This window comes from Streptomyces sp. RPA4-2 (assembly GCF_012273515.2).
GTDB lineage: Bacteria > Actinomycetota > Actinomycetes > Streptomycetales > Streptomycetaceae > Streptomyces > Streptomyces kaempferi.
In genome coordinates this window covers 4,078,270-4,104,017 of record NZ_CP050975.2, presented here as the reverse complement: position 1 = coordinate 4,104,017, position 25,748 = coordinate 4,078,270, and the positions used below count along the sequence as shown (strand labels likewise).

General features: G+C 71.0%; 21 protein-coding genes and 1 pseudogene. 13 read left to right on the top strand and 9 right to left on the bottom strand.

Annotated features, from left to right (window positions below; translation table 11 throughout):
• The first annotated feature begins 32 nt into the window (after positions 1-32).
• A complete protein-coding gene (locus HEP85_RS17825) occupies positions 33-1,148 on the top strand; it encodes an ADP-ribosylglycohydrolase family protein (protein WP_329288441.1) in 1,116 nt (371 codons plus the stop codon).
• 80 nt (positions 1,149-1,228) lie between these two features.
• On the opposite strand, the gene HEP85_RS17820 is transcribed toward HEP85_RS17825, so the two are convergent.
• Positions 1,229-2,797, bottom strand: a complete 1,569-nt coding sequence (locus HEP85_RS17820) for a sodium:solute symporter family protein (protein WP_168528631.1) — start codon at positions 2,795-2,797, stop codon at positions 1,229-1,231.
• A gap of 379 nt (positions 2,798-3,176) precedes the next feature.
• Entirely contained in the window at positions 3,177-3,962 is a 786-nt protein-coding gene (locus HEP85_RS17815; RefSeq protein ID WP_168528630.1) for an SDR family oxidoreductase, read from the bottom strand.
• Between the two features lie 147 nt (positions 3,963-4,109).
• Between HEP85_RS17815 and HEP85_RS17810 the strand changes: the two genes are divergently transcribed.
• Complete coding sequence (locus tag HEP85_RS17810; protein WP_168528629.1) at positions 4,110-4,949, top strand: hypothetical protein; 840 nt, start codon at positions 4,110-4,112, stop codon at positions 4,947-4,949.
• 141 nt (positions 4,950-5,090) lie between these two features.
• Here the strand turns inward: HEP85_RS17810 and HEP85_RS17805 are convergent, their stop codons facing one another.
• The 3 genes from HEP85_RS17805 to HEP85_RS17795 all read right to left on the bottom strand — a co-directional run bounded on the left by HEP85_RS17805 (position 5,091) and on the right by HEP85_RS17795 (position 7,568).
• Positions 5,091-5,300, bottom strand: a complete 210-nt coding sequence (locus tag HEP85_RS17805) for a DUF397 domain-containing protein (protein WP_148008907.1) — start codon at positions 5,298-5,300, stop codon at positions 5,091-5,093.
• Positions 5,301-5,550: 250 nt separating this feature from the next.
• Positions 5,551-6,408, bottom strand: a complete 858-nt coding sequence (locus tag HEP85_RS17800; protein ID WP_148008906.1) for a helix-turn-helix transcriptional regulator — start codon at positions 6,406-6,408, stop codon at positions 5,551-5,553.
• A gap of 404 nt (positions 6,409-6,812) precedes the next feature.
• The gene (locus HEP85_RS17795) at positions 6,813-7,568 is read right to left on the bottom strand and encodes a GPP34 family phosphoprotein (protein WP_168528628.1); all 756 of its coding nucleotides are present in this window, start codon (positions 7,566-7,568) and stop codon (positions 6,813-6,815) included.
• 231 nt (positions 7,569-7,799) lie between these two features.
• Between HEP85_RS17795 and HEP85_RS17790 the strand changes: the two genes are divergently transcribed.
• On the top strand, positions 7,800-10,517 hold the full coding sequence (locus HEP85_RS17790) for a D-alanyl-D-alanine carboxypeptidase family protein (protein WP_168528627.1): 2,718 nt from the start codon (positions 7,800-7,802) through the stop codon (positions 10,515-10,517).
• Between the two features lie 236 nt (positions 10,518-10,753).
• Positions 10,754-12,637 (top strand): MFS transporter, encoded by a 1,884-nt coding sequence (locus tag HEP85_RS17785; protein WP_168528626.1) that lies wholly within the window; start codon positions 10,754-10,756, stop codon positions 12,635-12,637.
• A gap of 244 nt (positions 12,638-12,881) precedes the next feature.
• On the opposite strand, the pseudogene HEP85_RS17780 reads toward HEP85_RS17785, so the two are convergent.
• The 3 genes and pseudogenes from HEP85_RS17780 to HEP85_RS17770 all read right to left on the bottom strand — a co-directional run bounded on the left by HEP85_RS17780 (position 12,882) and on the right by HEP85_RS17770 (position 15,403).
• Positions 12,882-13,743: pseudogene (locus HEP85_RS17780) on the bottom strand (MerR family transcriptional regulator).
• Between the two features lie 159 nt (positions 13,744-13,902).
• On the bottom strand, positions 13,903-14,400 hold the full coding sequence (locus tag HEP85_RS17775; RefSeq protein ID WP_168528624.1) for a glutathione peroxidase: 498 nt from the start codon (positions 14,398-14,400) through the stop codon (positions 13,903-13,905).
• A gap of 37 nt (positions 14,401-14,437) precedes the next feature.
• Positions 14,438-15,403: a winged helix-turn-helix domain-containing protein gene (locus HEP85_RS17770; RefSeq protein WP_168528623.1), complete on the bottom strand. Its 966-nt coding sequence runs from the start codon at positions 15,401-15,403 to the stop codon at positions 14,438-14,440.
• 286 nt (positions 15,404-15,689) lie between these two features.
• Between HEP85_RS17770 and HEP85_RS17765 the strand changes: the two genes are divergently transcribed.
• The 7 genes from HEP85_RS17765 to HEP85_RS17735 all read left to right on the top strand — a co-directional run bounded on the left by HEP85_RS17765 (position 15,690) and on the right by HEP85_RS17735 (position 24,053).
• A complete protein-coding gene (locus tag HEP85_RS17765) occupies positions 15,690-16,967 on the top strand; it encodes an MFS transporter (RefSeq protein WP_248001970.1) in 1,278 nt (425 codons plus the stop codon).
• A gap of 182 nt (positions 16,968-17,149) precedes the next feature.
• Complete coding sequence (locus tag HEP85_RS17760; RefSeq protein WP_369657748.1) at positions 17,150-17,887, top strand: rhomboid family intramembrane serine protease; 738 nt, start codon at positions 17,150-17,152, stop codon at positions 17,885-17,887.
• Positions 17,888-18,192: 305 nt separating this feature from the next.
• Positions 18,193-18,816, top strand: coding sequence for a DUF6230 family protein (locus HEP85_RS17755; RefSeq protein ID WP_168528621.1), 624 nt, complete (start codon positions 18,193-18,195; stop codon positions 18,814-18,816).
• 116 nt (positions 18,817-18,932) lie between these two features.
• A complete protein-coding gene (locus HEP85_RS17750; protein WP_369658124.1) occupies positions 18,933-19,400 on the top strand; it encodes a DUF6114 domain-containing protein in 468 nt (155 codons plus the stop codon).
• Positions 19,390-20,121: a hypothetical protein gene (locus tag HEP85_RS17745; RefSeq protein ID WP_168528619.1), complete on the top strand. Its 732-nt coding sequence runs from the start codon at positions 19,390-19,392 to the stop codon at positions 20,119-20,121. Before HEP85_RS17750 ends, HEP85_RS17745 begins: the two co-directional genes overlap by 11 nt.
• A 128-nt stretch (positions 20,122-20,249) precedes the next feature.
• Positions 20,250-22,556: a hypothetical protein gene (locus HEP85_RS17740; RefSeq protein WP_168528618.1), complete on the top strand. Its 2,307-nt coding sequence runs from the start codon at positions 20,250-20,252 to the stop codon at positions 22,554-22,556.
• A 198-nt stretch (positions 22,557-22,754) separates the two neighbouring features.
• Positions 22,755-24,053, top strand: coding sequence for a lanthionine synthetase LanC family protein (locus HEP85_RS17735; protein WP_168528617.1), 1,299 nt, complete (start codon positions 22,755-22,757; stop codon positions 24,051-24,053).
• Positions 24,054-24,173: 120 nt separating this feature from the next.
• On the opposite strand, the gene HEP85_RS17730 is transcribed toward HEP85_RS17735, so the two are convergent.
• Positions 24,174-24,440, bottom strand: coding sequence for a hypothetical protein (locus tag HEP85_RS17730; RefSeq protein ID WP_168528616.1), 267 nt, complete (start codon positions 24,438-24,440; stop codon positions 24,174-24,176).
• Between the two features lie 24 nt (positions 24,441-24,464).
• On the opposite strand from HEP85_RS17730, the gene HEP85_RS17725 reads away from it, so the two are divergent.
• A complete protein-coding gene (locus HEP85_RS17725) occupies positions 24,465-24,683 on the top strand; it encodes a hypothetical protein (RefSeq protein WP_168528615.1) in 219 nt (72 codons plus the stop codon).
• Positions 24,684-24,812: 129 nt separating this feature from the next.
• Complete coding sequence (locus HEP85_RS17720; RefSeq protein WP_168528614.1) at positions 24,813-25,580, top strand: class I SAM-dependent methyltransferase; 768 nt, start codon at positions 24,813-24,815, stop codon at positions 25,578-25,580.
• Positions 25,581-25,748: the final 168 nt, after the last annotated feature.

Sequence of the window (25,748 nt, the reverse complement as noted above, 5' to 3'; positions counted from 1 at the left end):
CGGACGTGCGGACGGTGCCTGGGGAGGTCTCGGTGGGTGCGACAGCCGGTGCCGTCTGGGGCCGTGCCGAACAGCAGGACTTCCGCAGCCGGGTCCGTGGAACCCTGCTGGGCACGGCTGTCGGCGACGCCCTGGGCACACCGCTCGACGGGCTCACCCTGGAGGAGATCCGTCAGGAGTACGGCGCGGAGGGGCTGAACGACCTCGCCGTCGGCCACGACCGCCGCGGCACCGTCACCCACCTCACTCAGCTCACGCTCTTCACCCTCGACGGCCTCGTCCGCGCGCAGGTGCGCCGCGACACCGGCGCCTGGCATCCGCCCACCGACCTGCACCGCGCGTACCGCCGCTGGGCGGCGACCCAGAGCGACTGGGGTCCGGACGAGCGCCGCAAGGACGACGGCTGGCTGGCCCGCGAGGAGTGGCTGTACGCCCGGCGAGACCCCACCAGGGCCTGTCTGACCGGCTTCGGCGACGAGACCATGGGCACGCTGGACGCACCGAAGAACCCCGGCGAGCTGGGTCCCGAGGCCGCCGCGCGCTCCGCGCCCTTCGGACTGCTCGTCGGCTGGGAGCCGCAGTTGGTGGTGCAGCTCGCCGTCGAGTGCGCCGCGCAGACGCACGGGCACCCCACGGCGTATCTCGCGGCCGGCGCGTACGCGGTCATCGTGCACGCGCTGGCACGCGGCGAGAGCCTCGACGGCGCCGTGCAGCGGGCGCTCGCCATCCTGGCCGCGCGGCCGGGGCAGGAGCCCGTCAGTGACGCCCTGCAGCACGCGCTGGGGGCCGTACGGCAGGGGATGCCGTCGCCGGCCCGGGTGGAGGAGCTGGCGGGGGAGGGCACGGCGGAGCGGCTGCTCGCGGTCGCCGTGTACTGCGCACTGGTGGGGGAGGACATCCGGCACGGGCTGTGTCTGGCGGTGAACCACGGCGGGCGCTCCGCGGTGGCGGGGGCCCTGACCGGGGGTCTGCTGGGCGCTCTGCACGGCGAGACGGCCCTCCCGCCGGCCTGGCTGGCCGAGCTGGAGGGCCGTCCCACGATGCTGGTCCTCGCGGACGACTTCGCGATGGAGATGACGCAGGGGCCCGCGCTGCACGGGCCCGGAGCGTCGTCCCCCGGGTGGCTCGCCCGCTATCCGCGGGCCTGAGGGCCGTCCCCGGGGCCGTACTGGAACGCCGTCCCCGGGGTCGGTCATCGAGTAGCGCGCGGGCGCCGGACGGGGTGTCCTCAGACGCCCGACGGGCTGGTCGACGCCCCGTCCGTCTGGGCCGGGATCGCCACCGCGGCGGCCCCGTCCCCGTCGTCGTCCGTGTTGATCTTCTCGATGATCGCGTCACGCTCCGGTGTGTCCTCGGGCTTGATCAGGCCGATGAGGATGTACAGGACGAGGGAGACGACCATCGGGAGGGAGACCTGGTACTCCAGTTTCACGTCCGTGCGCTGGGAGAAGTCCAGGTGGTAGTTGACGAAGAAGAACGCGAGCAGACCGCAGGCCCAGCTGGTGAGGGCCGCCGTCGGCCCGGACTTCCGGAACGGCCGCAGCAGTCCCAGGATGAACGGGATCGCGATCGGACCCATCAGACCGGCCACCCACTTGATGACCACCGTGATGATGTCCTTGAAGGTGGGCGAGTTGACCTGCGTGGCCACCGCCATCGACAGGCCGAGGAACGCGACGGTCGTGACGCGTCCGGCGATCAGCCCGGCCCGGGTGTCCCAGGCCCGCGCGGCCTTGGAGAGGACGGGCGCGACGTCCCGGGTGAACACGGCGGCGATGGCGTTGGCGTCCGAGGAGCACATGGCCATCGTGTGCGAGAAGAAGCCGACGACCACCAGACCCAACAGCCCGTGCGGGAGCAGCTGTTCGGTCATCAGACCGTACGCGTCGGAGCCGTCCGGCTTCTTCGCCGTGACGAGCAGCGGCGACAGCCACATGGGGATGAAGAGGATCACCGGCCAGACGAACCACAGTCCCGCGGAGAGGAAGGCCGACTTCGTGGCCTGCTTCGCGCTGCCCGTCGCCATGTAGCGCTGGGCCTGGTTCCACATGCCGCCGTTGTACTCGAAGAGCTTGATGAAGAGGTACGCGATGAAGAAGACGGTCAGGTAGGGACCCGCGAAGCCGTTGGCGTGGCCGTGCAGCTTGGGCGAGTCCAGCGCCTTGGACAGACCCCCCTGGTCGGAGATCTTGTTCAGCGCGATGACCAGCATCGAGATCCCGGCCAGCAACTGGATGATGAACTGGCCGAGTTCGGTGAGGGCGTCGGCCCACAGTCCGCCGATCGTGCAGTACACGGCCGTGATGCCGCCGGTGATCAGGATGCCCTGGGTGAGCGTGACCCCGGTGAAGACGCTCAGCAGGGTGGCGATGGCCGCCCACTTCGCGCCGACGTCCACGATCTTCAGCAGGATGCCGGACCAGGCGAGTGCCTGCTGGGTCGAGATGTTGTAGCGGTCCTTGAGATATTCGAGCGGTGAGGCCACGTGCAGCCGGGACCGCAGGCGGTTCAGCCGGGGCGCGAAGAGTTTGGCGCCGAGCAGCACGCCGATGGCGATGGGCAGGGCCCAGGTGACGTAGGACGTGATGCCGTACGTGTACGCGATGCCGGCGTACCCGGTGAACATCACCGCGCTGTAGCCCGACATGTGGTGCGAGATGCCGGACAGCCACCACGGCATCTTGCCGCCCGCGGTGAAGAAGTCGCTGACGTCGTCCACGCGTTTGTGGGACCAGAAGCCGATCGCGGTCATGACGCCGAAGTACGCGACCAGGACGGCCCAGTCGAGACCGTTCATGTGCCCCCTCCAGGGGTCCGCCTTGTGAACCTGCAGATACCGGACGGCACTTCGCCAGTACGCATGGGGTCCCCCCTGCTCTGGCGGAGCCGAGAGCCTGGGGAAGGGCGGCGCCCCCGTGCGGGTGCGGGGACTTCGGGGATTGAACCGCCGTTCGGAGGGAGCGGTCAAGACCCTTCGCGGTCACGCATATGAACGCAGATCAGAAAGCAGAACGATTTTGCCTCTACTTTACCCCCCGGGCTGTTGTCGTGTCCGTGACGGGGACCACACCATGAGCGGGCACTTCGCCAGCACATCGACAGGACGACCTAGGTGACGACGGGCGTACGGGATGCGGGTCCCGTACGGCTGGGAAGGGACGGCGGGACTGGTACGGCTAACGCATGATCTCGCCGGCGTTCACGAGCAGGGACTGCCCGGTGATCGCCCGCGCCCGGTCGGAGGCCAGGAACACCGCGGCGTCCGCGACGTCCCCGTCCGTGGCCAGCTCGGGCAGGGCCATCCGTTCGGTGAGCCGCTGAAGGACGTCCGCCTCCGGTACGCCCTCGGTGTACGCGGTGAACTGGACGTACGCCTCCACCGGCGGCCCCCACATCCAGCCCGGCAGCACGGTGTTGACCCGGATCCGGTGCGGGCCGAGCTCCCGCGCCATGGAGTACATCGCGCTCGTCAGCGCGCCCTTCGAGGCCGCGTACGCCGCCTGCCGCACCTGTGACGGGGCGGCCACCGACGACTGCGTCCCGATGATGACGACCGAGCCGCCGCACACCTTCAGCGCGGGCAGACAGGCGCGGGTCATCCGCAGGGTGCCCAGCAGGTTCACGTCGATGACCGACTGCCAGGTGGTGAAATCCGCGTCCTGGAGGCCGCCGAAGTAGCTGTCCCAGGCGGCGACATGGACGATCGCGTCGATCCGCCCGAACCGCTCCGTCGCCAGCGCGGCCAGCGCCTCGCACTGCGCCTCGTCCGTGATGTCCGTCGCCCGGTACGCGGTGTGCGCGCCGTCCGGGTCGAGGTCGGCCGCGGACTTGGCCAGATTGGCCTCCGTGCGCGCTCCCAGCACGGCGTTCCCCCCGTCGCGCACGACAGCCGCCGCGACCTGATGGCCGAGCCCGGCGCCGACCCCCGAAACGACCACGGTCTTGCCCGCGAGCTGTGACATCGCAGTCTTCCCCTCCCGCTTGCGGCTCGGTCCGCCCCGGGCCGGCGCGTCCCTTCGGCTCGTTCGCCGTGGGCGCCGCGGCTCTGGCGCTTTGTCTGACGGGGCGTCAGAGTATGGGCGACCGGCGGAGGAAGGAAGGGGAACGACGTGAGTGAGGACACCCGCAGCGAGGTGTACGCGGAACTGGCCGCCCTCGGCCCGTACGGAGTGCGCCCGGGCCACGCGCTGATCACCATGGTCGAGCCGCACCCGGGTCACGAGTACGCGTACAACCGCTGGTACGAGGACGACCACTACTACGCCGGGGCGATGGCCATGCCCTGGATGTACGCGGGCCGCCGCTGGGTCGCCCCCCGCGACCTCCAACTCCTGCGCGTGCCGGAGAAGTCGGCGGTCGCCCAGCCCGTCACCGCCGGCTGCTACCTGTCGACGTACTGGGTCACCGAGAGCCGCTACGACGACCACATGAAGTGGACCGTCGGGATCAACAAACGGCTGAACCGCGACGGCCGGGTGTACCAGGACCGGACGCACGTCTTCACGGCCTTCCAGGACCACGAGGCGACGGTGTACCGGGACGGCGCCGCGGGCCCCCGCGACTTCCACGCCCTCGACCACCCCTACGCCGGGCTGGTCCTGGAGGTCATCGACTCCGAAGGGCCGCGGCAGCGGGCCGAGTTGCTGGAGTGGCTGCGCTCCCGCCACCTCCCCCGGCGGCTCGCGCACTCCCCGGCCGCCATGGTCACGGTCTTCCGCCCCACCCCGCTCCCCGGCGACCGCATGACGTATGTGAAACAGGTCGAGGGCGTCGACACCCGGCTGACCCTGCTGTGGTTCCTGGAGGCGGATCCACGGGAGTGCTGGGAGGGGCACTTCGCCGGTCGCGAGACGGCGGTGGCCGAAGCGGGCCTGGGGAAGGTCGAGTTGGTGGCGCCCTTCATTCCCACGGTGCCGGGGACGGACCGGTACGTGGACCTCCTGCGCTGAACGGGGATCACCCGCGGGGGAGTCCCCGGAAAAGGGCCGAGCCCCCTCGGCCGGGACGGCGGGCCAGTCGAGAGGGCTCTGTCTGTGGTGCGTATGCGGTTGGTCGGTGCAGTTGTGGGTGTCGGCGAAGATGTCGATGCATCAGGCGAGGTCGAAAGCCCCCCGGCTCACCTCTGCCACGAAGGCGTTCCACGAGTTCGCGGGGAACGCCAGCGTGGGGCCCTCGGGGACCTTGGAGTCCCGGACGGCCATCGCCGCGAGAACCGGGGACTTGACCTCGACACATGCGCCGTTGCCGGTCGAGTACGAGGATTTGGTCCACGTGTCCGTGGCGCCTTGCTGGATTGCCATGATCGCTCCGATAGCCAGTCGTCGAGTTGCTGTCACCGCGCCGCGGATCCGCTACGGAACGCGCGGTGCGGTTTACGCCAACGTTGTTGCTTGATGGCGTGATCGACGCTACTCGCCAACATCCGCGGGCGAAGCGACTATTAACTCGACCGGGTGGCATATTCCAGTGGGGTCTTCCGTTCTGGCGTAGGGGGAGTGTACGATGCCCCGCTTCTCCATCAGGGGTGTGTCCGGAGCACAGGAACCCGCCTCAGCGCGCGTACTCCTTGGCGATGTCCGCGATGAGCTGTCGCGACTGCTCCACGTTCAGCGCCTGCGCCCGCAGGTGCTCGTACATCACGCTGTACTTCTGGACGTCGTTCGCCTTCTCCAGGTAGAGGTCGCTGGTGACACCCTCGATGTAGACGACGCTGGAGTCGGCCGCGTCGGGGAACTCCAGGATCGCGTACTGGCCGTTGAGGCCCGGGTGCGCGCCCATGTCGAACGGGATCACCTGCACCGTGACGTGCGGGAACTGGGACTGCTCCACCAGGTGCTCCAGCTGGTCGCGCATGAGGGAGCGGTTCCCCACCACCCGGCGCAGCGCGGACTCGTCGAGGACGGTCCACAGGCGCAGCGGGTTGTCCGGGGCGGAGATCCGTTCCTGCCGGCGCAGACGTACCTGGACGCGCTTGTCGATGTCGGCGGGCGCGGTCTCGGGCAGCGCGCCCGCGATCAGCGCCTCGGCGTACGGCCGGGTCTGGAGCAGGCCAGGGACGACCTGGGGGTCGTACACCCGCAGGCTCGCCGCGTCGGTCTCCAGACCGATGTAGACGCTGTACGGGATGTCGCCGAAGGAGTGCCACCAGCCCTGCTGGCGCGAGTCCTTGGCCATCTGCATCAGCGAGTCGACGATCCGGTGGTCCTCGACCTCGTAGACCCCGCACAGGTCGCGGACGTCACGCTGGCTGATGCTGCGCCGCCCGTTCTCCAGCCGGCTGATCTTCGACTGCGAGACCAGCAGGCGCTCGGCGACCTCTTCGGCCGTCATGCCCTTGAGCTCGCGGAGCCGGCGCAGCTCCTGGCCCAGCCGGCGCCGCCGGACGGTGGGATTGACACTTGACGCCACGGGACGTGCACCTCCGGCTGCGGGCCTCTACTTTGCGTATCTGCTGTTGAGCAGATTGCCACCAAGGTGCTTTCTACCGCTGGGAAACAGCGGATATGCGCTGGGTACGGGCCAGTTCGGGGATCCGGCGTGTACCGGGGCGCCTCTCACGCGCCCGCGCGTCCCGTCGGCGCATACCGCACGCATATGCCCTCCCACCCGTAAAATGCGGCCGCGCGGGGCGGCGGAGCCGTGTCGTCGTCCGGACGTACGGCTCACCGCCCCGCGCGAGCCAGCGGCTCCCGAACCGGATCCTGGGGACTGCGGTGCGGCGCTGGGTGATGCTGGGATGGTGCTGGCGGTGCTGGGTACTGCGTGTGGTGCGTAACGACGGTGCCTGCCGGCGCGTGCCGTGGGACTGCGGCTCAGTGGACCACGGCGCGCGCCATGGAACCGTGGCGCGGTTGCATCGGAACACCGCGGGCGGGTTCCGGTGCGGACCTGACTCCGGCGGTGGCCGGACGGCCTGCCGGTGCCGGGCTGCGGCGCGGTTGTGCGACCGCACCGTTCTGAACGTCCATGACCGCGTGGGCCACGAGGCCGCCCATGGGGTCGTGTCTGATCAGGTCCCGCAGCCGGGAGCGGGACGAGCGTCCCTCATTACCCGGATACAGGTGCTTGCCGAGACCGACCGCATGGGCCAGCGCGGCGAGCGCCGCGGTCCGCGGGTCCGGCGGTACGCCGGTGCGGATCGCGCTGTCCAGCCGGGATCTGATCTCCCGGCTGATCTCCGTGTCCGTCGCTTGGTAGCGAGTCGTCGGAAGCACCCCGCACATCTGGCCGGCCACGGCATGGACCATGCCGCACCTCTCCAGATGCGAGAGGTAGGTCTGGCGAAGTCCCAGTCGGGGCCCGCCAATCCAGTTGACCGCGCGTACGGGTGCTCCGCGCCGGCGAAGCAGTTCCAACGCACAGTCCAGTGTTGGATCTCCAGTCGGCCGTGGTGCCACCACGGCGATACGATCCCCGTCTGGGGCTATCCGTCCGGCCAGCGCCAGCTCTACTAGCTGTGCTCCGGCCAGACCGAGGTCGAGCGACTGCGGCTGTGCGGTGGTACCCGTGGTCGGGTCCAACGCCAGCAGCAGAAGCTCCTCCGGAAGTGTTCTGCGGCTCCTGCCCATCCATGCCTCCCCGCGTGGATGAATGACAGGGTGACCCCTCTCACAATGGTCTGTCGAGAGTGCGTGACCGGTTCGTAGTGGAACCGGCAGGTATGTCGTTCTCGTCTACCGCAGGGGTTAAGCCCGCACACAGGACACTGGTACATGGTTCGGACAGCGATGTCCGGGCAGCGGGTCAAGGGTTTCATGGTTCGTTGGGCGCCCGGTGGGTGGCGCACGGAGGAGGCATCGGTGGCGGGCGAGTCCCCCGACAGGTCGAAGCAGCACGAGTCGTCGGCGTCGTCGGCAGAAGCGACGTCGGGGACCCCCGCCGCGGTTCCGGGGCCGGTGCGGTCCGCCGCGGCCGCGTCGGCGGACCCCCGTCTGGCGGTGGCCCGTGAGCGGGCCGCCACGGTGCGGGTGGACCAGGCCACGGCGGTGTTCTCGACACGGGCCCTGGCGGAAGGTTCCGCCGGATCCGCGGAGAAGGTTCCCGCGGGCGGCGGGGAGAAGGTCTCCGACGGTTCCGGGGAGAAGACTCCCGGTGGGTCCGGCGAGAAGACCCCGGGTGGGTCCGGCGAGAAGGGTTCCGGCGGGGACGCCCGGCTGCGGGCCGCGGTGGCCGCGTGGGTGTCGGGCGCGGACGAGGAGGAGTCCAAGGTTCCGCAGGAGGCCGGGAGCGGGGCTGCGGGCGCCGAGGAGGCGGAGGAGTCCGCCTCGGCGGCGAAGGGCGCGGAGACGGCCGCGGAGGACTCGGGGACGGCCGACGAGGACGCGCGGGCGGAGGCCGGAGCCGGGGACCGGGCCGACGGGGGTGCCCGGGACGCCGGGGATGCCGGGGATGCCAAGGACGCGGCTGACGGAGCGTCGGCTGAGGAATCCGCGGACGACAACGATGCCGGGGCCGATGCCGATGCCGATGCCGAGGCGGAGGCCGGTGACGACGGCGAGGCCGCCGCCGAGGCTGATCACGCGGTCGCGGACGACGCCGGGGCGGACACGGATGTGGACGCCGACGCCGAGTCGAAGAAGGACGCCGAACCCTCGGACGCCGAACCTTCGGACGCCGAGCCCGTGGCCGCCGGCGAGGTGAAGGCCGCGGCCGGGACGAAGGCCGCCGAGTCCGGGTCCGACTCCGGGTCCGACTCGGACTCCGGGTCCGACGCCGAGTCCGGTGAGGAATCCGGGTCCGGTGACGACCCGGTCGAGGACGTGAAGCCCGGCTCGAAGTCCGACGTCGAGGGATCGGCGACCCCCGCGACCTCGAAGCCCCCCGTGGACCAGCCCACCGCCGTCTTCAAGGCGCCGCGGCGCCCGGTCGTGGACCAGCCCACCACCATGCTCAAACTGGGCGACGCGAAGCCGGACGCGAAGCCGTCCACGGACAAGCCCGCCTCCGAGCCCGCCGCGAGATCCACCGGAACACCGACGGACAAGCCCGGATCGAAGCCGGGACCGAAGCCTGAGCCGAAGACCGGGGCGAAGCCGGAGGACGAGCCGAAGCCGAAGGCCGCGGCGGAGCCGAAGGCCGAGGCCGCGGCCGAACGCACCAGCAAATTCGTCGCCCTCAGGTCCCTGGACGGACAGGCACCGGCGAAGCCGCGGGTGACCCCCGCCGACGCCACCAGGGCGATGCCCCAGGTCGGCCCCGAGCGCACCACCCAGCAGCCGCTTCCGCCGAAGCCGCCGCTGGACCTGCTCGCCGAGCTGACGAACACGCCGCCGCCTCCGCAGACCCCGGTACGGACACTCGCGCGCCGCGTGAAGATCTGGACGCCGCTGGTCCTGCTGCTCGTGGTGATCTTCGCGATCGCGCAGGCCGTACGGCCGCTGCCGAGCGCGGCTCTCGGGCTCAGCGCCGACGCCACGTACACCTTCGAGGGCGGCACCCTCGATCTGCCCTGGCCGGGCCATGGACAGTCGGCCATAGAGGTCGAGGGCGTCGGCAGCCTCGGCACGGACGGCAAGCAGGCACCCGCCCCCATCGCGAGCGTCGCCAAGATCATGACGGCGTACGTGATCCTCCAGGAGCACCCTCTGAAGGGGAGCGAGGGAGGCGAGAAGATCACCGTCGACCAGCAGGCCGAGGACGAGTCGAAACTGCCGGACGAGTCGACGGCCGCCATGTCGAAGGGGCAGCAGTTCACGGAGCGCGAGATGCTCCAGATGCTGATGATCCCGTCCGGCAACAACGCGGCGCGGCTGCTCGCCCGTTGGGACTCCGACAGCAAGTCCTTCGTCGCCAAGATGAACGCCGCCGCCAAGAAGCTCGGCATGACGAACTCGACGTACACGGACCCGAGCGGTCTGCAGAAGACGACGGTGAGCACCGCGACCGACCAGCTCAAGCTGGCCAAGCAGGTCATGCAGAACGACGTGTTCCGCGGCATCGTCGGGATGGCCAGCGCCCAGATCCCCGGCCTCGACAGCAAGATCTACAACAACAACGACCTGCTGGTGAAGCAGGTCGGTGTGATCGGTCTGAAGACCGGCTCGTCGACCCCCGCCGGCGGCAACCTGGTGTGGGCCGCCACCAAGACGGTGAACGGCAAGCAGCAGACGATCTACGGCGCGGTCCTCGGCCAGAACGCCGGGACCGGCAAGGTCTGGGACAGCCTCCAGCTCGCCCTCACCAACAGCCAGAAGCTGATCGACAAGGTCCAACGGAGCCTGATCTCCGCCACGGTGGTGAAGAAGGGCGACGTCGTCGGGTACGTGGACGACCAGCTCGGCGGCCGCACGCCGGTCGTCGCCACCAAGAACATGACGGCGGTCGGCTGGCCCGGTCTGAAGACGAAGCTGTCGATCGGCGAGGACGGCCAGGCGGTCCCGCACACGGGCAAGGCGGGCGAGACCGTCGGTGTGCTGACGGTCGGCGACGGTTCCAGTCACGCCGTCAAGATCCCCGTCGCGCTCCAGAAGGATCTCGCCGAGCCGGGCTTCGGCGCCAAGCTGACCCGCGTGAGCTGAGGGGACGTCCAGGTGAGCGATCGAGCGGACGCGCTTGTGGCGGCGTACGCCGTGAGCGCCCCGAAACACCACGCGAACGCGCGGTGAGCACAGCGCGAACGTGCCGCACCCCGTCGGGGGCGCCCCACCCGGGCGCTCCCCGGCGGGGTGCGTGCTAGCGTCGCGAGATCGGGGCAGGTCGCGGGCCGCCGGCCCCGGGGCGAGCGCGAGGAAACGGGACACAGGAGTGCCTTGTAGTGGCGACAGCGGAGCCGACACACGCCGACGACGCCGATCCGGGCCCCAGGGCGGGCTCGCGAATACGGCTACCCGCACGTTCCGCCGAGGCCGCCGGACCGAACGGCGCAGACGGATCTGACGGCGCTCACGGACCTGACGGCGCCGACGAGGAGCCCGGCACCCGTGCCGCCCGGCTGAAGGGCTTCGTGCACCGGCACCCCGTCGCGGTCGTCACGGCGCTGGCCGGGCTGCTCCACCTCGCATGGTTCTTCTCGTTCGCGAACAGTGGCGGGGATCTCGCGGCGCAGGACGCCTGGGCCGAGTTCGTGGGACGGCACCCGGACTCCGCGTACAACCTCGCCTGGTACGGCGGTATGCACCCGGTGTCGTACAGCGTGGTGTCGCCGTATCTGATGTCCGTGCTCGGCGTCCGGACCACGATGATGATCGCGGGGACGCTCTCCGCCGGGCTGCTGACGATGATCCTGATCCGCAGCCGTGCGGTGCGCGAGCCGATGTGGCCCGCGCTCGCGGGAGTCTTCGCGCTGCTGTGCAACGCGGCGTCGGGCCGCGTCACGTACGGCCTGGGCATGGTGTTCGCGCTCGCCGCGGCGGCCGTCGTCTTCTGCTGGCCCTACCGCTGGCGCCACAAACGCTGGGCGAAGGCGCTGTGCGCGGCGCCGCTCGCCGCCCTCGCCACCGCCGCGTCGCCGGTGGCCGGGCTGTTCGTCGGCCTGGTCGCGGCCGCCCTCTTCCTCCAGAAGCGGCGCCCCGGGGCGTACGCGCTCGGGATCGCGCCGACACTCGTCGTGGCCGCCTCGGCGTGGCTGTTCCCCTTCTCCGGGACCCAGCCGATGTCCATCGGCTCGGCCTCGCTGCCGCTGATCTACTCCGTGCTGGTCTTCGCGCTCGTGCCCAAGGAGTGGAAGACGGTACGGATCACGGCGGCGGTGTACGGCCTCGGTGTCCTCCTCGTCTGGCTGATCAGCTCGCAGATCGGCTCCAACATCACGCGGCTGGCGATGCTGTTCGCCGGGGTGGCGCTGCTGGCGGCCCTTCCCTTCACCGTGCCGAAGACGCGCAAGTGGTACGTGATCATCGTCGCCTTCGCCGGATTCACCGGGTGGATCGGTTTCAAGTCCGTCGACGACATCGTGCACACGACACCGGCGGCGTCCTGGGCGCGGGAGCTCGCCCCGCTCGTGAACCAGCTCCAGGTCGTCGGTGCCGAGAAGGGCCGCGTCGAGGTCGTCCCGGCCCGCTCCCACCGGGAGGCGTCCGCGCTCGCGCCGTACGTGAACCTCGCCCGCGGCTGGAACCGGCAGGCCGACATGGAGCGCAACCCGCTCTTCTACGACGACACGCTCAACTCCGCGAACTACCACGAGTGGCTCCAGCGCTGGGCCGTCCACTACGTGGTGCTGCCCAAGGGGGAGCCGGACGGCAACGGTGGTGAACGCGAACGTCAGCTGGTCCAGCGCGGCATGCCGTATCTCCGGCAGATCTGGGGCGACGCGAACTGGCAGCTCTTCGCGGTGACCGACCCGACGCAGCTCGCCGACCCGCCGGCCGTCGTCGACCGTGCCGAGCAGGGCGAGCTGACCATCGAGGTGAAGAAGGCCGGCCGCGTTCTCATCCGCGTTCCGTACTCGCCGTGGCTGGGCCTCGTCGACGCCGAGGGCAAGAGTGTGAAGCCGCCGCAGGAGACGGAGAAGTCCAAGCACCGGGCCGAGGGCGCCCCGAAGACGTACGACAACCTCAACGGCTGCCTGATGGAGACCCAGGAGAACGCCTCCGGCGACAAGTGGACGGAGCTCCTGGCGCCGGCCCCCGGTACGTATCGCCTGGCGGCGCCTTACCAGCTTCCCCGGGGTACCCCGTGCCCCGAGGAACTCCGCTGACCCCTGGGGGCTCCGCCCCCAGACCCCCGGTCGGCCTTGAGGGCCTTGTCCTCAATCGCCGGACGGGCTGATGGTGCCGGCCGGGGCCCGCATCCAGCCCGTCCGGCGTTTGAGGACGAGCCCTTCGGGCGATGCGGGGGTCCAGGGGGCGCAGCGCCCCTGGCGGGGTCTGGGGCGGAGCCCCAGGAACGGTATGGGACGGGTAGGGGCGGCGGGGGCGGGAATCCCGACCGCCCCGCAGGGCTCACGTCACCGGAAACGCCACGTCACACACCGCGTCCTCCGGCCCCGCCGCGTCCCAGTCCCCGAAGTACACCTCCCGACAGGGCCCGTCGACCGAGAGCCCCCGCTCCCGAACCCACGCCTCCACAGCCTCGAACGCCGCGACGATCTGCGGATGAGCCACCTGCGCCTTGGTGATCCGCGCATATGCCAACCGCCGCGCTAAGCTCGACCCGCACCCCCACCCCCGACCCCCACCGCTCGGCCCAGCCCCGCGCGGCCTCCCCGTCGGCGACGGGCACACACGACTCGGCAGGCCCGTCGCTCTCCATGCTGACCTCGGCGTAGTAGACGACGAAGGGCGCCCCGGTCGTGCCCCCGCACTCCCGCGCCCCCTCCTCCAGCCGGCCGAGCGAGGCGGGAATCCACACCGGCAGCTCATCCGCGAGCGTGTGCCGCGTCTCCGTCAGCACCACCCGCTCCGGCACGTCCACGGTCTCGACCACGAACTTCCCGTACATCTCGGAACTCCTTCCCGACAGCCGTCCACGGAGGTACTCGGCCAGCGTCCGCTGCGAGGCGAACCGCGTCTCGGCGTCCGCCCAGTAGGCGGCGAGCCGAGCGGCACCGGTGGTCCCGTCGGCCTCCACCACGTCCGCGATCCGCGCGAGCGGCATGTCGAGCCGGCGCAGGAGCGCGACCATGCGGGCGCGTTCGACCTGGTCGGCGCGGTAGTAGCGGTAGCCGCTGACCTCGTCGACGTATGCCGGAGCGAGCAGTCCGAGCCGGTCGTACAGCCGAAGTGCCTTCGGCGAGAGCCGCGCGCGGGCGGCGAACGCGCCGATCGTGAGCAGTTCCTGATGCACGAGTCCATCCTCCGTCACCGGGCGCGGTCCGCCCGGTGACGGAGAACACTGGTCCTTGCCCCAGGGGCAAGGTCAAACCCCGCAGAACCGGACCCGGAACCGGACCCGGAACCGGACCCGGAACCTGAGCCGGAACCGAACCCGGAACCGCATTCGAGACCTGACCCGGACCGCGAACTACGCGAGCGACTTCTCCACCGCCGCCACGACCTCCACCGAGTCCGGCTCGACCTGCGGCGAGAACCGCGCCACGACATCCCCGGCCGGCCCGACCAGGAACTTCTCGAAGTTCCAGCGGATGTCACCGGTGTGACCCTCACCGTCGGCGGTGTCCACCAGCCGCTGGTACAGCTCGTGCCGCGCGTCCCCGTTCACCTCGACCTTCTCGGTCATCGGGAAGGTCACCCCGTACGTCGCGGAGCAGAACTCGGCGATCTCCTCGGAGGTGCCGGGCTCCTGTCCCATGAACTGGTTGCAGGGCACACCGAGCACGGTGAAGCCCTGGGCGGCGTACCGCTCGTGCAGCCGCTCAAGACCCGCGTACTGCGGGGTCAGCCCGCACTTGGAGGCCACGTTCACGACGAGCACGGTCTTGCCGCGGTACTGCCCGAGATCCGCGGAGCCGCCCTGCAGAGAATCGATCCGGACGTCGAACACAGAGTTGTCAGTAGTCATGAACGGATGCTAACTCCGCCCGGTTCGGCCACCCGCGTCAGCCGCCCTGAGCCTTCACGAGCACCTCGCCGGCGGCCGTACGGGAGTACAGCACCGACCGCCCGGCCCGCCGCCGCTGGATCAGCCGGGCGTCCAGCAGCACCTTCAGATGCCGGCCGACGGAGCCCAGCCCCTGCCCGGTCAGCGCCACCAGCTGGGTCGTGCTCAGCGGAGAGCCGAGGTGGACGAGGACACCGGCGCGGGCGGGACCGAGCAGCGCGCCCAGGCTCTCCGGCACGGCCTCGGGCCCGGAGTGGGCGAGCGCCCCGACGCACGGGTAGACCACCGCGTACCGGTGCGGTTCCTCCCATGAGACCCAGCCGTGGCTCTGCGGTGTGACCGGTACGAAGTACAGCTCGGCACCCGAGATCTCGCGCGGCGGATACTCGTGCGGGTTGACCTGCAACCGGTTGTCGCCGAGCCAGCGTGTCCCGGGCCGCAGCGCGTCCAGGGCGGCCGCCCAGCCACCCTGGCTGAGCTGTGCGCTGCGGGCGACGACGTCGGCCTCCAGGACGCGCCGACGCCGGGCCCAGTAGGGGCGTACGGTCTCGGTCCAGACGTCGGTGAGGAGACCGGCGGCCCGCTCCGGCAGGTCGTCGCGGTGCAGGGCGGCGGGGAGGGGCCCGCGCAGAGCGACGGCGAGGTGGGCGCGGGCGTCCGCGGCCGGCACCTCCCTGACCCGTGCGACCTCCTCCTCGAAGCCGGCCTCGCCGCGTGGCGTGGGTGTCAGGAAGTCCGCGATCCACTCCCGGCCGAGACCGGACCGGATGAGCAGCGCGGTGACCGGATCCTCGGCCAGCCGACGGCGGTACGCGGGCAGATGGGCGTCGAGCCAGGCACGTTCGCCGGGGTGCGCGGCCGTGCCCGACTGCAGCACCTTGAGACTGGCGAAGGTCTCGGCGAGCGGTGAGAGCACGAAGCGGCTGCGGGCGAGGGTGTCGGCATTGACCTGCCACCACCCCATGTCCGCACCCTGTCCCTTCCGTCACACCCGCCCCGGCATCCGCTCCGGCCGCCGGGCCCTTCCTGTCCCCGGGGCGGGTTCCCGCCCCGGACCTGTCCCTCCGGGCCTGCTCCTGCCCACGTGACCGCCCCCGCACCCCTCCGGCCCGGCATTCCTGCTGGTCCCGGGACGTCTCAGCGGCCCGTCCCCACCTTGGCCCCCTCGTCGGGCCGTCCCGGACCCCCGTTGCTTTCGCCACCCCGCGAAACAATGTCGACCGCCACGTACGCCGCCCGAGACTGCACCCATGCGCAGCTACTCCGACCTCTTCCGCACCCCGGAGTTCACTCCGCTCTTCCTGACGTCCGCGCTCCAGGGAGCGGCCTCGACGGTGGGCGGCCTGGCCCTGGGCACCCTGGTCTACCGGGCGACGGACTCGCCCCTGCTCTCCGCCCTGAGCATGTTCGGCCCGTCCCTCGCCCAAGTGCTGGGCGCGACCACGCTCCTGTCCGCGGCGGACCGGCTGCCGCCGCGTGCGACGACGACGGGCATCGCCCTCGCCTTCGCGTTCGGTACGGCGGCGGTGGCGCTGCCCGGCCTCCCGGTGGCCGCGATCTTCGGCATCCTCTTCGCGCTCGGGCTGGTCGCCTCCCTGAGCGGCGGGGTCCGCTGGGGCCTGCTGAACGAGATCCTTCCCAGGGACGGCTATCTGCTGGGCCGTTCCGTCTTCAACATGATGAGCGGGATCACCCAGGTCACGGGGTACGCGGCGGGCGGCTTCCTGGTGGCCGCGGTGTCCCCCCGCGTCGGACTCCTGACGGCGGCGGCGCTGTACCTGGCGGCGGCGGCCGGCACCCGCCTCGGCCTCACGCGCCGCGCGCCCCGGGCCTCCGGCCGCCCGTCGGTCGCCCGGACGTGGCGCACGAACGCCCTCCTGTGGTCGTACGGTCCCCGCCGCACCGTCTTTCTGCTCCTGTGGATCCCCAACGGTCTGATCGTCGGCTGCGAATCCCTCTTCGTCTCGTACGCCCCCGAGCACGCGGGTGTCCTCTTCGCCTCCGCGGCCTTCGGCATGCTGGTGGGCGACGTGACCACCGGCCGTCTCCTCGCACCGCGCGTCCGGGCACGGCTGGGCGCCCCGTTCCTCCTGCTCCTGGCCACGCCGTACCTCCTCTTCGCCCTCCACCCGGGCATCGCGGTGTCCGCGGCCTGCGCGGCGGTCGCCTCCGTCGGCTTCGGGTCGAGCCTGATCCAGCAGGAACGGCTGATGGCGCTGACACCCGAGGAACTCGGCGGCCACGCCCTCGGGCTGCACTCCGCCGGGATGCTGACCCTGCAGGGCGTGAGCGCGGCCCTGGCGGGCTCGGTCGCCCAACTGACCTCGCCCGGCGCGGCGATGACGGTGATGGCGACGGCGTCGATCGCCGTGACGGCGGCGCTCACGCTGTCGGGGAGGGGGCGTGGGAAGGGGCGCGGGAAGGGGATGGGGCCGGGGACGAGGTCGGGGACGAGGTCGGGTGGCCGGGGGAGCGTCGCCGGAACCACACCGGAGCCGACGTCGGGCCGGGCGAAGCCCCTTCCGTAGGAGCGGGTACGGGGATCAGCCCCGTACCCGCACCTCGTCGGCCCCGTACACCGCCGGTCCCGTACTCCGCACTCCAGGTCACGGCCCGCGAGTGCCGTGCGCCTCCCTCTGGGCGGTCCGGCCCGGACTTCATAGAGTTCTCGGTGACGCGGATACGGATCCGCCGGGGAGGGGATCGTGCCATGGGCGGCGGACCGGATCAGGAACGGGTGGGCAGGGGGCCGGTCGACCCCGAGCGGATGATCGCGGAGGCGCGGAAGGCGTTCTTCGTGATGTTCGGGTTCCTGGTGATCGTCTGGCTGGTGCAGCTGGCCAACTCGGCGGACCACTACGCCCTTTCGCGGGACTACGGGGTGGTCCCAGGCGACCTCGGGACGTTGCCGGACGTCATCAGCGCGCCCTTCCTGCACTGGAGTTGGGCACACATCGAGAGCAACTCCGGGCCGCTGTTCGTGTTCGGATTCCTCGCGGCGTACCGAGGTGTCGTCCGCTTCCTCGGACTGAGTCTGCTCGTGGCGGTGACCAGCGGACTCCTGGTGTGGTTCTTCGAACGGGGCGGCGTCGACACGGTGGGCGCCAGCGGTCTGATCTTCGGGTACTTCGGCTATGTCGTGGTCCGCGGGATCTTCGACCGGCACCTGATCGACACACTGATCGGCATCGTCATGGCGGCCTCCTTCGCCTACCTGCTCACCGTTGCCGTGCCCGGGACACCGGGGGTGAGCTGGCTCGGCCACCTCGGAGGTCTGATCGGCGGTCTGCTCGGCGCCTGGCTCTTCCGGGACCGGCGCCCGCGGTCCCTGCCGACCGCCCACTCCGGCGGCGACACCGGGGCGACCGCCCGCCGCACCCCGCGGACGGGCGCCGGCAACCCCCGCGCGGACCTGCACAAGGAACTCGACGACCTCGGCCTCCTCTAGGGCGTGTTGACCCGCGGGCTTCCCGTCCGACCGCACCGACCGCACCGACCGCACTGCTCGCACCGCTCGCACCGACGAGCCGCGGCGTCGCCCCATCCGCGACGGTCGGCGGATCGGGAACGCCGGCGGCGTCACCGCACCGCCTGTCGTCCGGATGGCGCAACGGAAACCGACTCACCCGTCCGGCCGACCTGGCGTGCCGTCGGCTGCCGCGCAGGGAAGCCTAGGATCCGCCACTAGAGAGAGACGTCGCCTACCCCTGTCTGGCATCGGCGAGCCCACGTCATGACCGGAGGAGAGACGGGATGCTGCACCGCGCCGGCAGGACCTCCTGGAAGCGCTTCGCCCGCGTTCTCGTCCCGAGTGTCGTGGCCGCCGCGGCCCTCGGCGTCGGCATGGCCCAAGGAGTACTGGCCGCGTCGTTCCTCATCTCCGGCCAGAAGTTCCAGGTGGCCCTGGACACGCTGGACGCCCATGGTCTGAGCATCTACGGAACGGTGGACGTGACCAGGCAGGGCACCCTCGTGCCGGTCGTGGTCACCGGGGCCCGCCGCGCGGAGATCAGCGGGCTGTGCCAGTCCGTCGTGGTCCCGATCCCGGTCCTGGGCCCGTACACGCTGAGGGTCACCGGCGGCCAACGCAGCCGGATCGAGGCGAGGAACCTGTTCCTCGACGCGACCTCCGTGTCGAGCGGACAGGCGAATTTCGACGACCTCGACATCGGTGTGGCGGCCGGGGCGGTCAGCAAGGGCCCGATCAGCCCGCAGGACAGGAACTCCCGGTTCTTCGACCCCAACGGCTTCGCCCAGCAGGCGGATTCGGCCCTCCTGAGAGACGTGCGCTTCACCACGGTCGCGGTCTCGGCCACCACCTTCAACGTCCCCGGCCTCGATGTGCGACTCAGGCAAGGCCACCACGAGTGCTTCTGATCCGCCGGCACGAAACACGCACCCTCCGCGCCCGCTCGCCACGTACTCCCGCACGTAGGTCCGCACGTAGTCCCGCCCGCCGAACCCCACGGAGAGCTCACGTGTTCCTCCAACGAATCGGCAGGCGCGAGAACCTGCGCGCCGCCGCCGCCGGCGCCCGACGGGGATTCAGGACCTGGCGGGGCGAACGCCCCTTCTGGGCAGGCCTGTTCACTCTCGCGGCGGGCTTCCCCATCCTCTACTTCCCGTACGCGCACCTGAACTTCGGCGCCATTCCCCTGGCGCTGTCGACCTCGGCGGGCGCGGGGTCGCTGATCATCGGGGTTCTGCTCGTGGTCCTCGCCCTTTCCCTCTGGTTCCAGCAGCAGACGCGCGTATTCGCGGGGATCACGGTCATTCTGCTCGCGCTCGTCTCGTTTCCCGTCGCCAACTTCGGGGGCCTCCTCATCGGGCTGGTCTCCGGTCTGATCGGCGGCTCCCTGGCCTGTGCCTGGGTGCCTCCGACAGGCGACCCCGAGGCGCAGCCCGCGGTGAACCGTGCGTCGACCCCCGTCCCCGTGGGCGAGGACCACGGTGAGAGGTGACGTCCTGACCGGCGGTGCGGCAGGCGGGCCGGAGTCCGGCCCCTGCCATCCGGGCGGTGCGGCGAAGAACCGCTCGGGCGGCCGACTGCTGCGGCCCCTCGCCTGCGCGCTGGCAGTGGCCGGCCTGTCCCTGGTCCTCCAACTCGCCACACCAGCGGCCTCGAAGGCGTGGCTCGCCCCTGGCGGTATCCGTACGTCCGGGCCACCAGCGGATGCCCGCACACCCGCCGTCCGACCGCCGGTCGCCCGGCTGCCGGCCCCCGCGACGAACGTCCCCTGGGTGCTGCGTGCCGACAGACTCGTGCTCCACGACGGTGCCTTCCGCGGCGTGGTCGTCGTCAGGACCACGGCCGGATCCAAGCGGGTGTTGAAGTTCACCGCACGGTCGCTGGACTTCGGCGACCTCGATCTGACGGCGGGCCGCGGGCGCGCCGCGATGCGTCTGCGGACCAGGCCCGCGACCACATCCACGCTCAAGGGCAAGGACGTGGTGACCCTGTACGCCCAGAAGCTGTACGGCACGCTCGTCGGACTGGGCGGCGCTCCGCTCCCCGCGGACCGCAGTGTCACCGTCACGCCCGACGCGCTGCCCCCGTGGCTCTCCCACCCCACCGCGCCCAGCCGCACCATCACCTTCGAGAACGTGACCGTTTCACAGGTCACCCGGCTCAGCGGCGACATGTCCATCGCCGGGCCGGCCCTCAGCGTCGCGACCCGGTGACGAGGGGCACGGCAGTGATCACGGCGAACGGCCGGGCTCGCCCCGAGCGCGCCGACCGGTGGCCGGGACCCGATCCTCCCCGTGCTATTTTGCGCTCCTTGATCGTGAAGGTTATGTGGGGGCCTTTCATGAAGCTGGCGCGATACACACCGCCAACCGCCGCAGCGCTGCTCCTGGGGCTGACGACTGTCATCGGTCCCGGCGCGGTCGACTCCTACGCGGCGTCGGGCGTACCGCTGCCGATCGCGCACTTCGCGCACATCGTCGTGGACGCTCCGCACGGACACCTGTTCATCAGCGGCGGCGCCGGCACCGACGGCATTCTCGTCACCGACCTCGACGGCGGGAACCCGACGACGATCAGTGGTGAGCCGGGTGCCACCGGTCTCGCCCTCTCCGACGACGGATCCGCGCTGTACGCGGCTCTCCCCGGCCAGGACGCGATCGCGGCGATCAGCACGAACAACCTGACCGAGTCGGCTCGTTACGGCACGGGCGCGGGCACCCGTCCGGACTCGCTGGCCGTCGCCGGGGGCACCCTCTGGTTTGGTTACGGCACGGCGGGCGCCGGCGGCATCGGATCCCTCGACGCGGCCGGCACGGTCACTTTGCGGCAGGATCCGGGCAGTTGGCCGGCGCCGCCGATGCTGGCGACGACCCCGACCCCCTCCGGCGTACTCGCCGCCGCCGCGCAGACGGGCGACACCTCCGCCGTGGTCACGTACCGGGCCGAGGGCGACGCGCTGAGCCGGCAGGCCGCGAAGGCGCTGCCCGTCCCCGACCTGAGCGACTTCGCGGTCACGGCGGACGGCCGGCACCTGGCGGTACCGTCCGGGGCGCATCCGAGCGCCGACCGGTATCGCACCTCGGATCTGGCGGTGGACGGGCGATTCGCCGAGTCCATGGCCTCAAGGGCTGTCGCCGTGGCCCCGGACGGCGCCATGGCCGGCTGCGGCTGCACGTACGCGGTCCAGGCGTTTCCGGAAACGGTCGAGGGCTTCTACAACGAGTACGACTACGAGTCTCCGCTGAGATTGCCGGCCCACGGCCTCGCCTGGTCACCGGACGGGAGCCGCCTCTACATCGTGGGCGTGGACGCCTCCGGGGGAACACCTACGCTCCGCATAGCCCGTAACCCGGAAACCGCGTGGGTCCGTCTCGACGGAGGTTCGACCACCACTCCGCTCGCCCCCGGCGAGGCCTATGCGTTCCGGACGGGCTTCCAATCGCCGCTCGACCTCGGTGCCGGGGAATCCCTGATGCCGGGCACCGTACGGATCACGCGCTACGACGCCGCGGATCCGGACGGCGTGCTCATCCCGGACCCGACCACCACTCGGGCCAACGTGGCCGACTTCTTCGGCTCCTACCACGTGGCCGGCACGGCTCCCCTCAGTGGCCCGCTGAGCTTCCACGTCGACTACTCCGGAAGCGGCCACTACGGTCCGGCCGGCCAGACCTTCGACGTCCCCGTCGCGAAGTACGCGCCCACCATGGCGCTGACAGCTCCGTCCACCGCCGGCCGAGCCGCGCCGACGACCGTCACCGGGCGTCTGACCTGGCCGCACGCGCATGTGACGACCGGCGCGGTGCACGTCGTCAAGACCGACCCGGCACACACCTCCGGCTCCTCGCTGGGCACCATGCCCGTCGCCGCCGACGGCGGCTTCGCCTTCCACGACACCCCGCAGGTCGGCGGCGTGAACAGCTACGCGTTCACCTACGACGGCGGCACCTCCTACCTCCCGGTCACGGCGTCGGCGAAGGTGCAGGTGTCCCGCGCCACTCCGAGCCTGAGCGTGACGACCGACGCGAAGTCGTACCACTCCGGCGCGACCGTCAAGGTCACCGCGCATCTGGGAACCACGTACAACTCCCGGTCCGTGACGCTGTACGACCAGCCCGTGGGCAAGTCCCGGACCCAGCTCAAGAGCGGCAAGGTCGACGCGCACGGGAACCTCGTCGCCTCCTACAAGGTCACCCGCAACACCGTCTTCAGCGCGGCCTTCACGGGCGACTACCGTTACGCGCCGCGTACGGTGACCACCGGAACGACCCTCACGCCGACGGTCCGGACGGCGATGCAGCGGCCGCTCACGACCACCCGCGTCGGATCCACCACCTACCAGGTCTTCTACAAGTCCGAAGTCAACATGGGCTTCAACCTCCAGGTCACTCCGCGTCAGACCGGCGGCTGCACCACGGTGTACCTCGAGCACTACTACTCGGGGGCCTGGCATCAGACCACCTCACAGACCTGCGTGCCCCTGTACTCCGACGGCTGGTACGGCTACGCCCGGAGCTTGAAGCTCTACACGAGCAACGACCACTACCGCATCCGCGGCCACTACACGCCACCGGCCAAGGACGCACAGACCACCGGCGTGTGGAGCCAGTGGACCTACCTCACGGTCCGCCCCGGCAGCCCCTCCTGAGACCGGAGCCCGCCCTCTCGTTCGTGCGGCGGCTCCTCGACGTGGACCGGTATCAGGGCATCGAACCCGAAGCCCTGGAGCCCCTGGACCCAAAGGACTTGGAGGAACTGGTCGCCGCCGGAGAGATCGGCCCCGTCCAGCCGGGCTTCGAACCGCTCTGGACGACGCGGCTCCACAAGGTCGTGCGAGAGTGGGTCCATGACGGCACCAGAAGCCACGGTCGTGGTGGTCGACGAGGTCGAGGGACTCGCGGTGGACGGCCTGCGGTGGCTGACCGGGGCGGCGCGAGAAACCGCCGGGGGAGGCCTCGCCTGGACGACCAGGCCCTCGGACGACGAGCCCGACCCGATGCTCTACAGCGGTACGGCCGGGAACGTCCCCGTGCTCCTGGAGGCGTGGCGGCACTTCGGTGACGACTCCTACGCCGACGCCGCCCTGCGCGCGGCCCGCGGCATCGCGGACTCCATCGACGGCATCGACGACGACTCCCTCTACTTCGGCCGCACCGGAATGGCACTCGTCCTGCGGGCCCTTCACGAAGAACTCGGCGACACGGCCGCCGGCGCCGCCGCCGACCGCGCGCTGACACTCGTGCGGTCACGCTTCGACGGGACCCGCTGGGGCGAGCTGTTCGAGCTGATGGGCGGCAACGCGGGGATCGGCCTCGGAGCGCTCCTGGCCGGCGATGCCGAACTGGCCGTCCTCGCCATGGAGCCGTATCTGCGGACGGCGGAGCGGACCGCGGCGGGGGTCCACTGGGCCCACCGCACCGGTATCGAGTCCCGTCTGCATCACCTCTCGCACGGCACGCTCGGCATCGTGCTGTCGCTTGCCCGGGTCGGCGTGGCCACCGGCCGTGCGGACATGGTCGAGCTGGCGCTGGCCGGTGCCGCGGACGTCGTGGCCCGCGACGAAGCGGGGCCCGAGGGGTTCCTGGTCCCGCACTCCACCCCGCAGTACCGACCGGATGTGATCGAGCCCATCAGCTACGGCTGGTGCCATGGCCCGGCCGGCGACGCCCAGGTCTTCCGGCTGCTGCGGGACACCACGGCCGACCCCGGCTGGGCCGCCCTCGCCGACCGCTGCTGGCACACGGTCACCCGCTCCGGCCTGCCCCGGCACCTGCGCCCCGGCTTCTGGGACAACAACGGCCGCTGCTGCGGGACCGCGGGCGTCCTCGCCCTGGCCTGCGACCGGATCGCCGAACAGCAGGACCCGTACGACTTCGCCCACGTCCTCGTCGCGGACCTCGCCGACCGCGCGATCCGGGACGGCGACGGCGCCCGCTGGTCGAACGTCGAGCATCGGGCCACCCCGAGCGACCTGGAACCGCGCACCGGCTGGGCGATGGGCAACGCGGGCATCGTCCGCGAACTCCTGCGCTTCGTACGGCTGAGCCGAGGGGGCGACCCTCGCTACGCGTTCGCCTGGCCGGACCAGCCCCCGGTACCCGCTCAGGCCACGACCCGCCGCCGGGGTACCGACGCCGTGCGGTGACGGGCCGGGTGCGCGCACCTTGCCACGTGGCCGGGCGGTGCGACGCGGTGGGTTCCCGGTCTGGCCTCGACGTCCGCGAACGGAGACGGCAGCCCCGTCGCCCACCGCGGCTCCCGCGGTTCAGCGCGGTCTTTCACCTGGGTGGTCGACCACGCCGGAGACCTTGCGGGCGAAGACGAAGGTGAAGTCCTTGGCTCCGTGCCACTGCTGCCTGTAGCCGAGGTAGGCGTAGGTCTTCGGGTCCAGGACCAGGGTTCTACGTATGGGGAATCTGGTGCCGCTGGTGATCTGGACACCCAGTCCGTGCCGGTGGAGCGCGTCTTCCGTCCCGGCGATGTACCGCACACCCGGAACGAGCTTCAGGGCTCGGAACAAGGAGGCGTTCACCTGGGGAGGAAGGACCGGAGCGGCTTGCATGAGACTGAAGATCGCGCCTGCCTCGTCGTCGAGGGTGGGCGTCGCGTTGGGCCGTACGCCCTCGAAGCGGGACCGGACGCCGGTGGTGACCGGGCGTTCGTCCTCACCGGAAGTCTGGGCTACTTCTTCGTGCTGCCCAAGCGCGGTGCCGCTTCCTCCGAAGACCTGGACAGGGCACGCGCATTGTTCGTGCAGCACCTTCGGCGCATCTGAGGGGGTCGCGGGGCGTGGGGCCCTCGCCGAGGGAACGCCAGTGACCACCGGAGTTGCTCGGGTCGAGGACCCCGGCCCGTGGTCCGTCCGGGGCCTTGCGCTGGGAGTTACGCACAGTAGCCTCGGGTCATGCCTGAGACCTCGGTGGCACATTTCTATGACGAGCTGGCCGATGACTACCACCTGATCTACGCAGACTGGGACGCAAGCATTCGTCGGCAGGGAGACGCCCTGGACGGCCTGATGGGCCAGGACAACGCGACGGTGCTCGACTGCTCCTGTGGCATCGGCACGCAGGCCATCGGCCTGGCGCTGCACGGGCACCGCGTCACCGGCACGGACCTCAGCGCCCGCGCCGCCGCCCGCGCCGTCCGTGAGGCCGCCCACCGCAACGTGACGGTGCGCACGGGCGTCGCCGACATGCGACGCCTGCCGTTTCCTGACGGCCGGTTCGACACCGTCGTCTGCGCCGACAACTCCCTGCCCCATCTGCTGACGGAGCAGGACGTCCACGCCGCCCTGGCGGAGATGCGCCGCGTGCTGCGTCCCGCCGGCCTGCTGTTGCTCAGCACCCGCCCCTACGATGACCTGCTGCGCGACCGCCCCGCTTCGGCGTCTCCACAGGTCCACCAGTCCGCGGACGGGGGAGAACGGACCGTCACCTTCCAGCTCTGGCACTGGCACGAGGACGGCGAGCACTACGACATGGAGCACTTCCAACTGCTGCCGAACGGCGGAGAATGGCGCGTCAAGGTCCGTCGGACCGTCTACTGGGCGCTCGGCCGGGACCGGCTGGCCGGCCTCGTGACCGACGCGGGGTTCGCGGACCCCGAGTGGCGGATGCCGCACGAGACGGGTTTCTTCCAGCCGCTGCTCATGGCGCGCGCCGGCAAGTAGGTGATTCCACCGCCTTGCGGACCGTTTGCCACGACGCTCAGGGCGCATCCCGGTCGTCAGCGACCGCCGCCCCGTTGATATCGATACTGGATGTCAAAGACCCCGGACCATGATCGGTCCGGGGTCTTTCCCGTGGTGCCCCCGGCAGGATTCGAACCTGCGACACCC

What these genes read in the sequence shown, in the direction of transcription:
- HEP85_RS17720 (WP_168528614.1), top strand. Translation starts at nt 24,813, where the DNA reads ATGCCTGAGACCTCGGTGGCACATTTCTATGACGAGCTGGCCGATGAC.
- HEP85_RS17795 (WP_168528628.1), bottom strand. Translation starts at nt 7,568, where the DNA reads ATGGGCAGGAGCCGCAGAACACTTCCGGAGGAGCTTCTGCTGCTGGCG.
- HEP85_RS17815 (WP_168528630.1), bottom strand. Translation starts at nt 3,962, where the DNA reads ATGTCACAGCTCGCGGGCAAGACCGTGGTCGTTTCGGGGGTCGGCGCC.
- HEP85_RS17805 (WP_148008907.1), bottom strand. Translation starts at nt 5,300, where the DNA reads ATGGCAATCCAGCAAGGCGCCACGGACACGTGGACCAAATCCTCGTAC.
- HEP85_RS17770 (WP_168528623.1), bottom strand. Translation starts at nt 15,403, where the DNA reads ATGGGGTGGTGGCAGGTCAATGCCGACACCCTCGCCCGCAGCCGCTTC.
- HEP85_RS17775 (WP_168528624.1), bottom strand. Translation starts at nt 14,400, where the DNA reads ATGACTACTGACAACTCTGTGTTCGACGTCCGGATCGATTCTCTGCAG.
- HEP85_RS17740 (WP_168528618.1), top strand. Translation starts at nt 20,250, where the DNA reads ATGAAGCTGGCGCGATACACACCGCCAACCGCCGCAGCGCTGCTCCTG.
- HEP85_RS17735 (WP_168528617.1), top strand. Translation starts at nt 22,755, where the DNA reads ATGACGGCACCAGAAGCCACGGTCGTGGTGGTCGACGAGGTCGAGGGA.
- HEP85_RS17820 (WP_168528631.1), bottom strand. Translation starts at nt 2,797, where the DNA reads ATGAACGGTCTCGACTGGGCCGTCCTGGTCGCGTACTTCGGCGTCATG.
- HEP85_RS17755 (WP_168528621.1), top strand. Translation starts at nt 18,193, where the DNA reads ATGCTGCACCGCGCCGGCAGGACCTCCTGGAAGCGCTTCGCCCGCGTT.
- HEP85_RS17765 (WP_248001970.1), top strand. Translation starts at nt 15,690, where the DNA reads ATGCGCAGCTACTCCGACCTCTTCCGCACCCCGGAGTTCACTCCGCTC.
- HEP85_RS17760 (WP_369657748.1), top strand. Translation starts at nt 17,150, where the DNA reads ATGGGCGGCGGACCGGATCAGGAACGGGTGGGCAGGGGGCCGGTCGAC.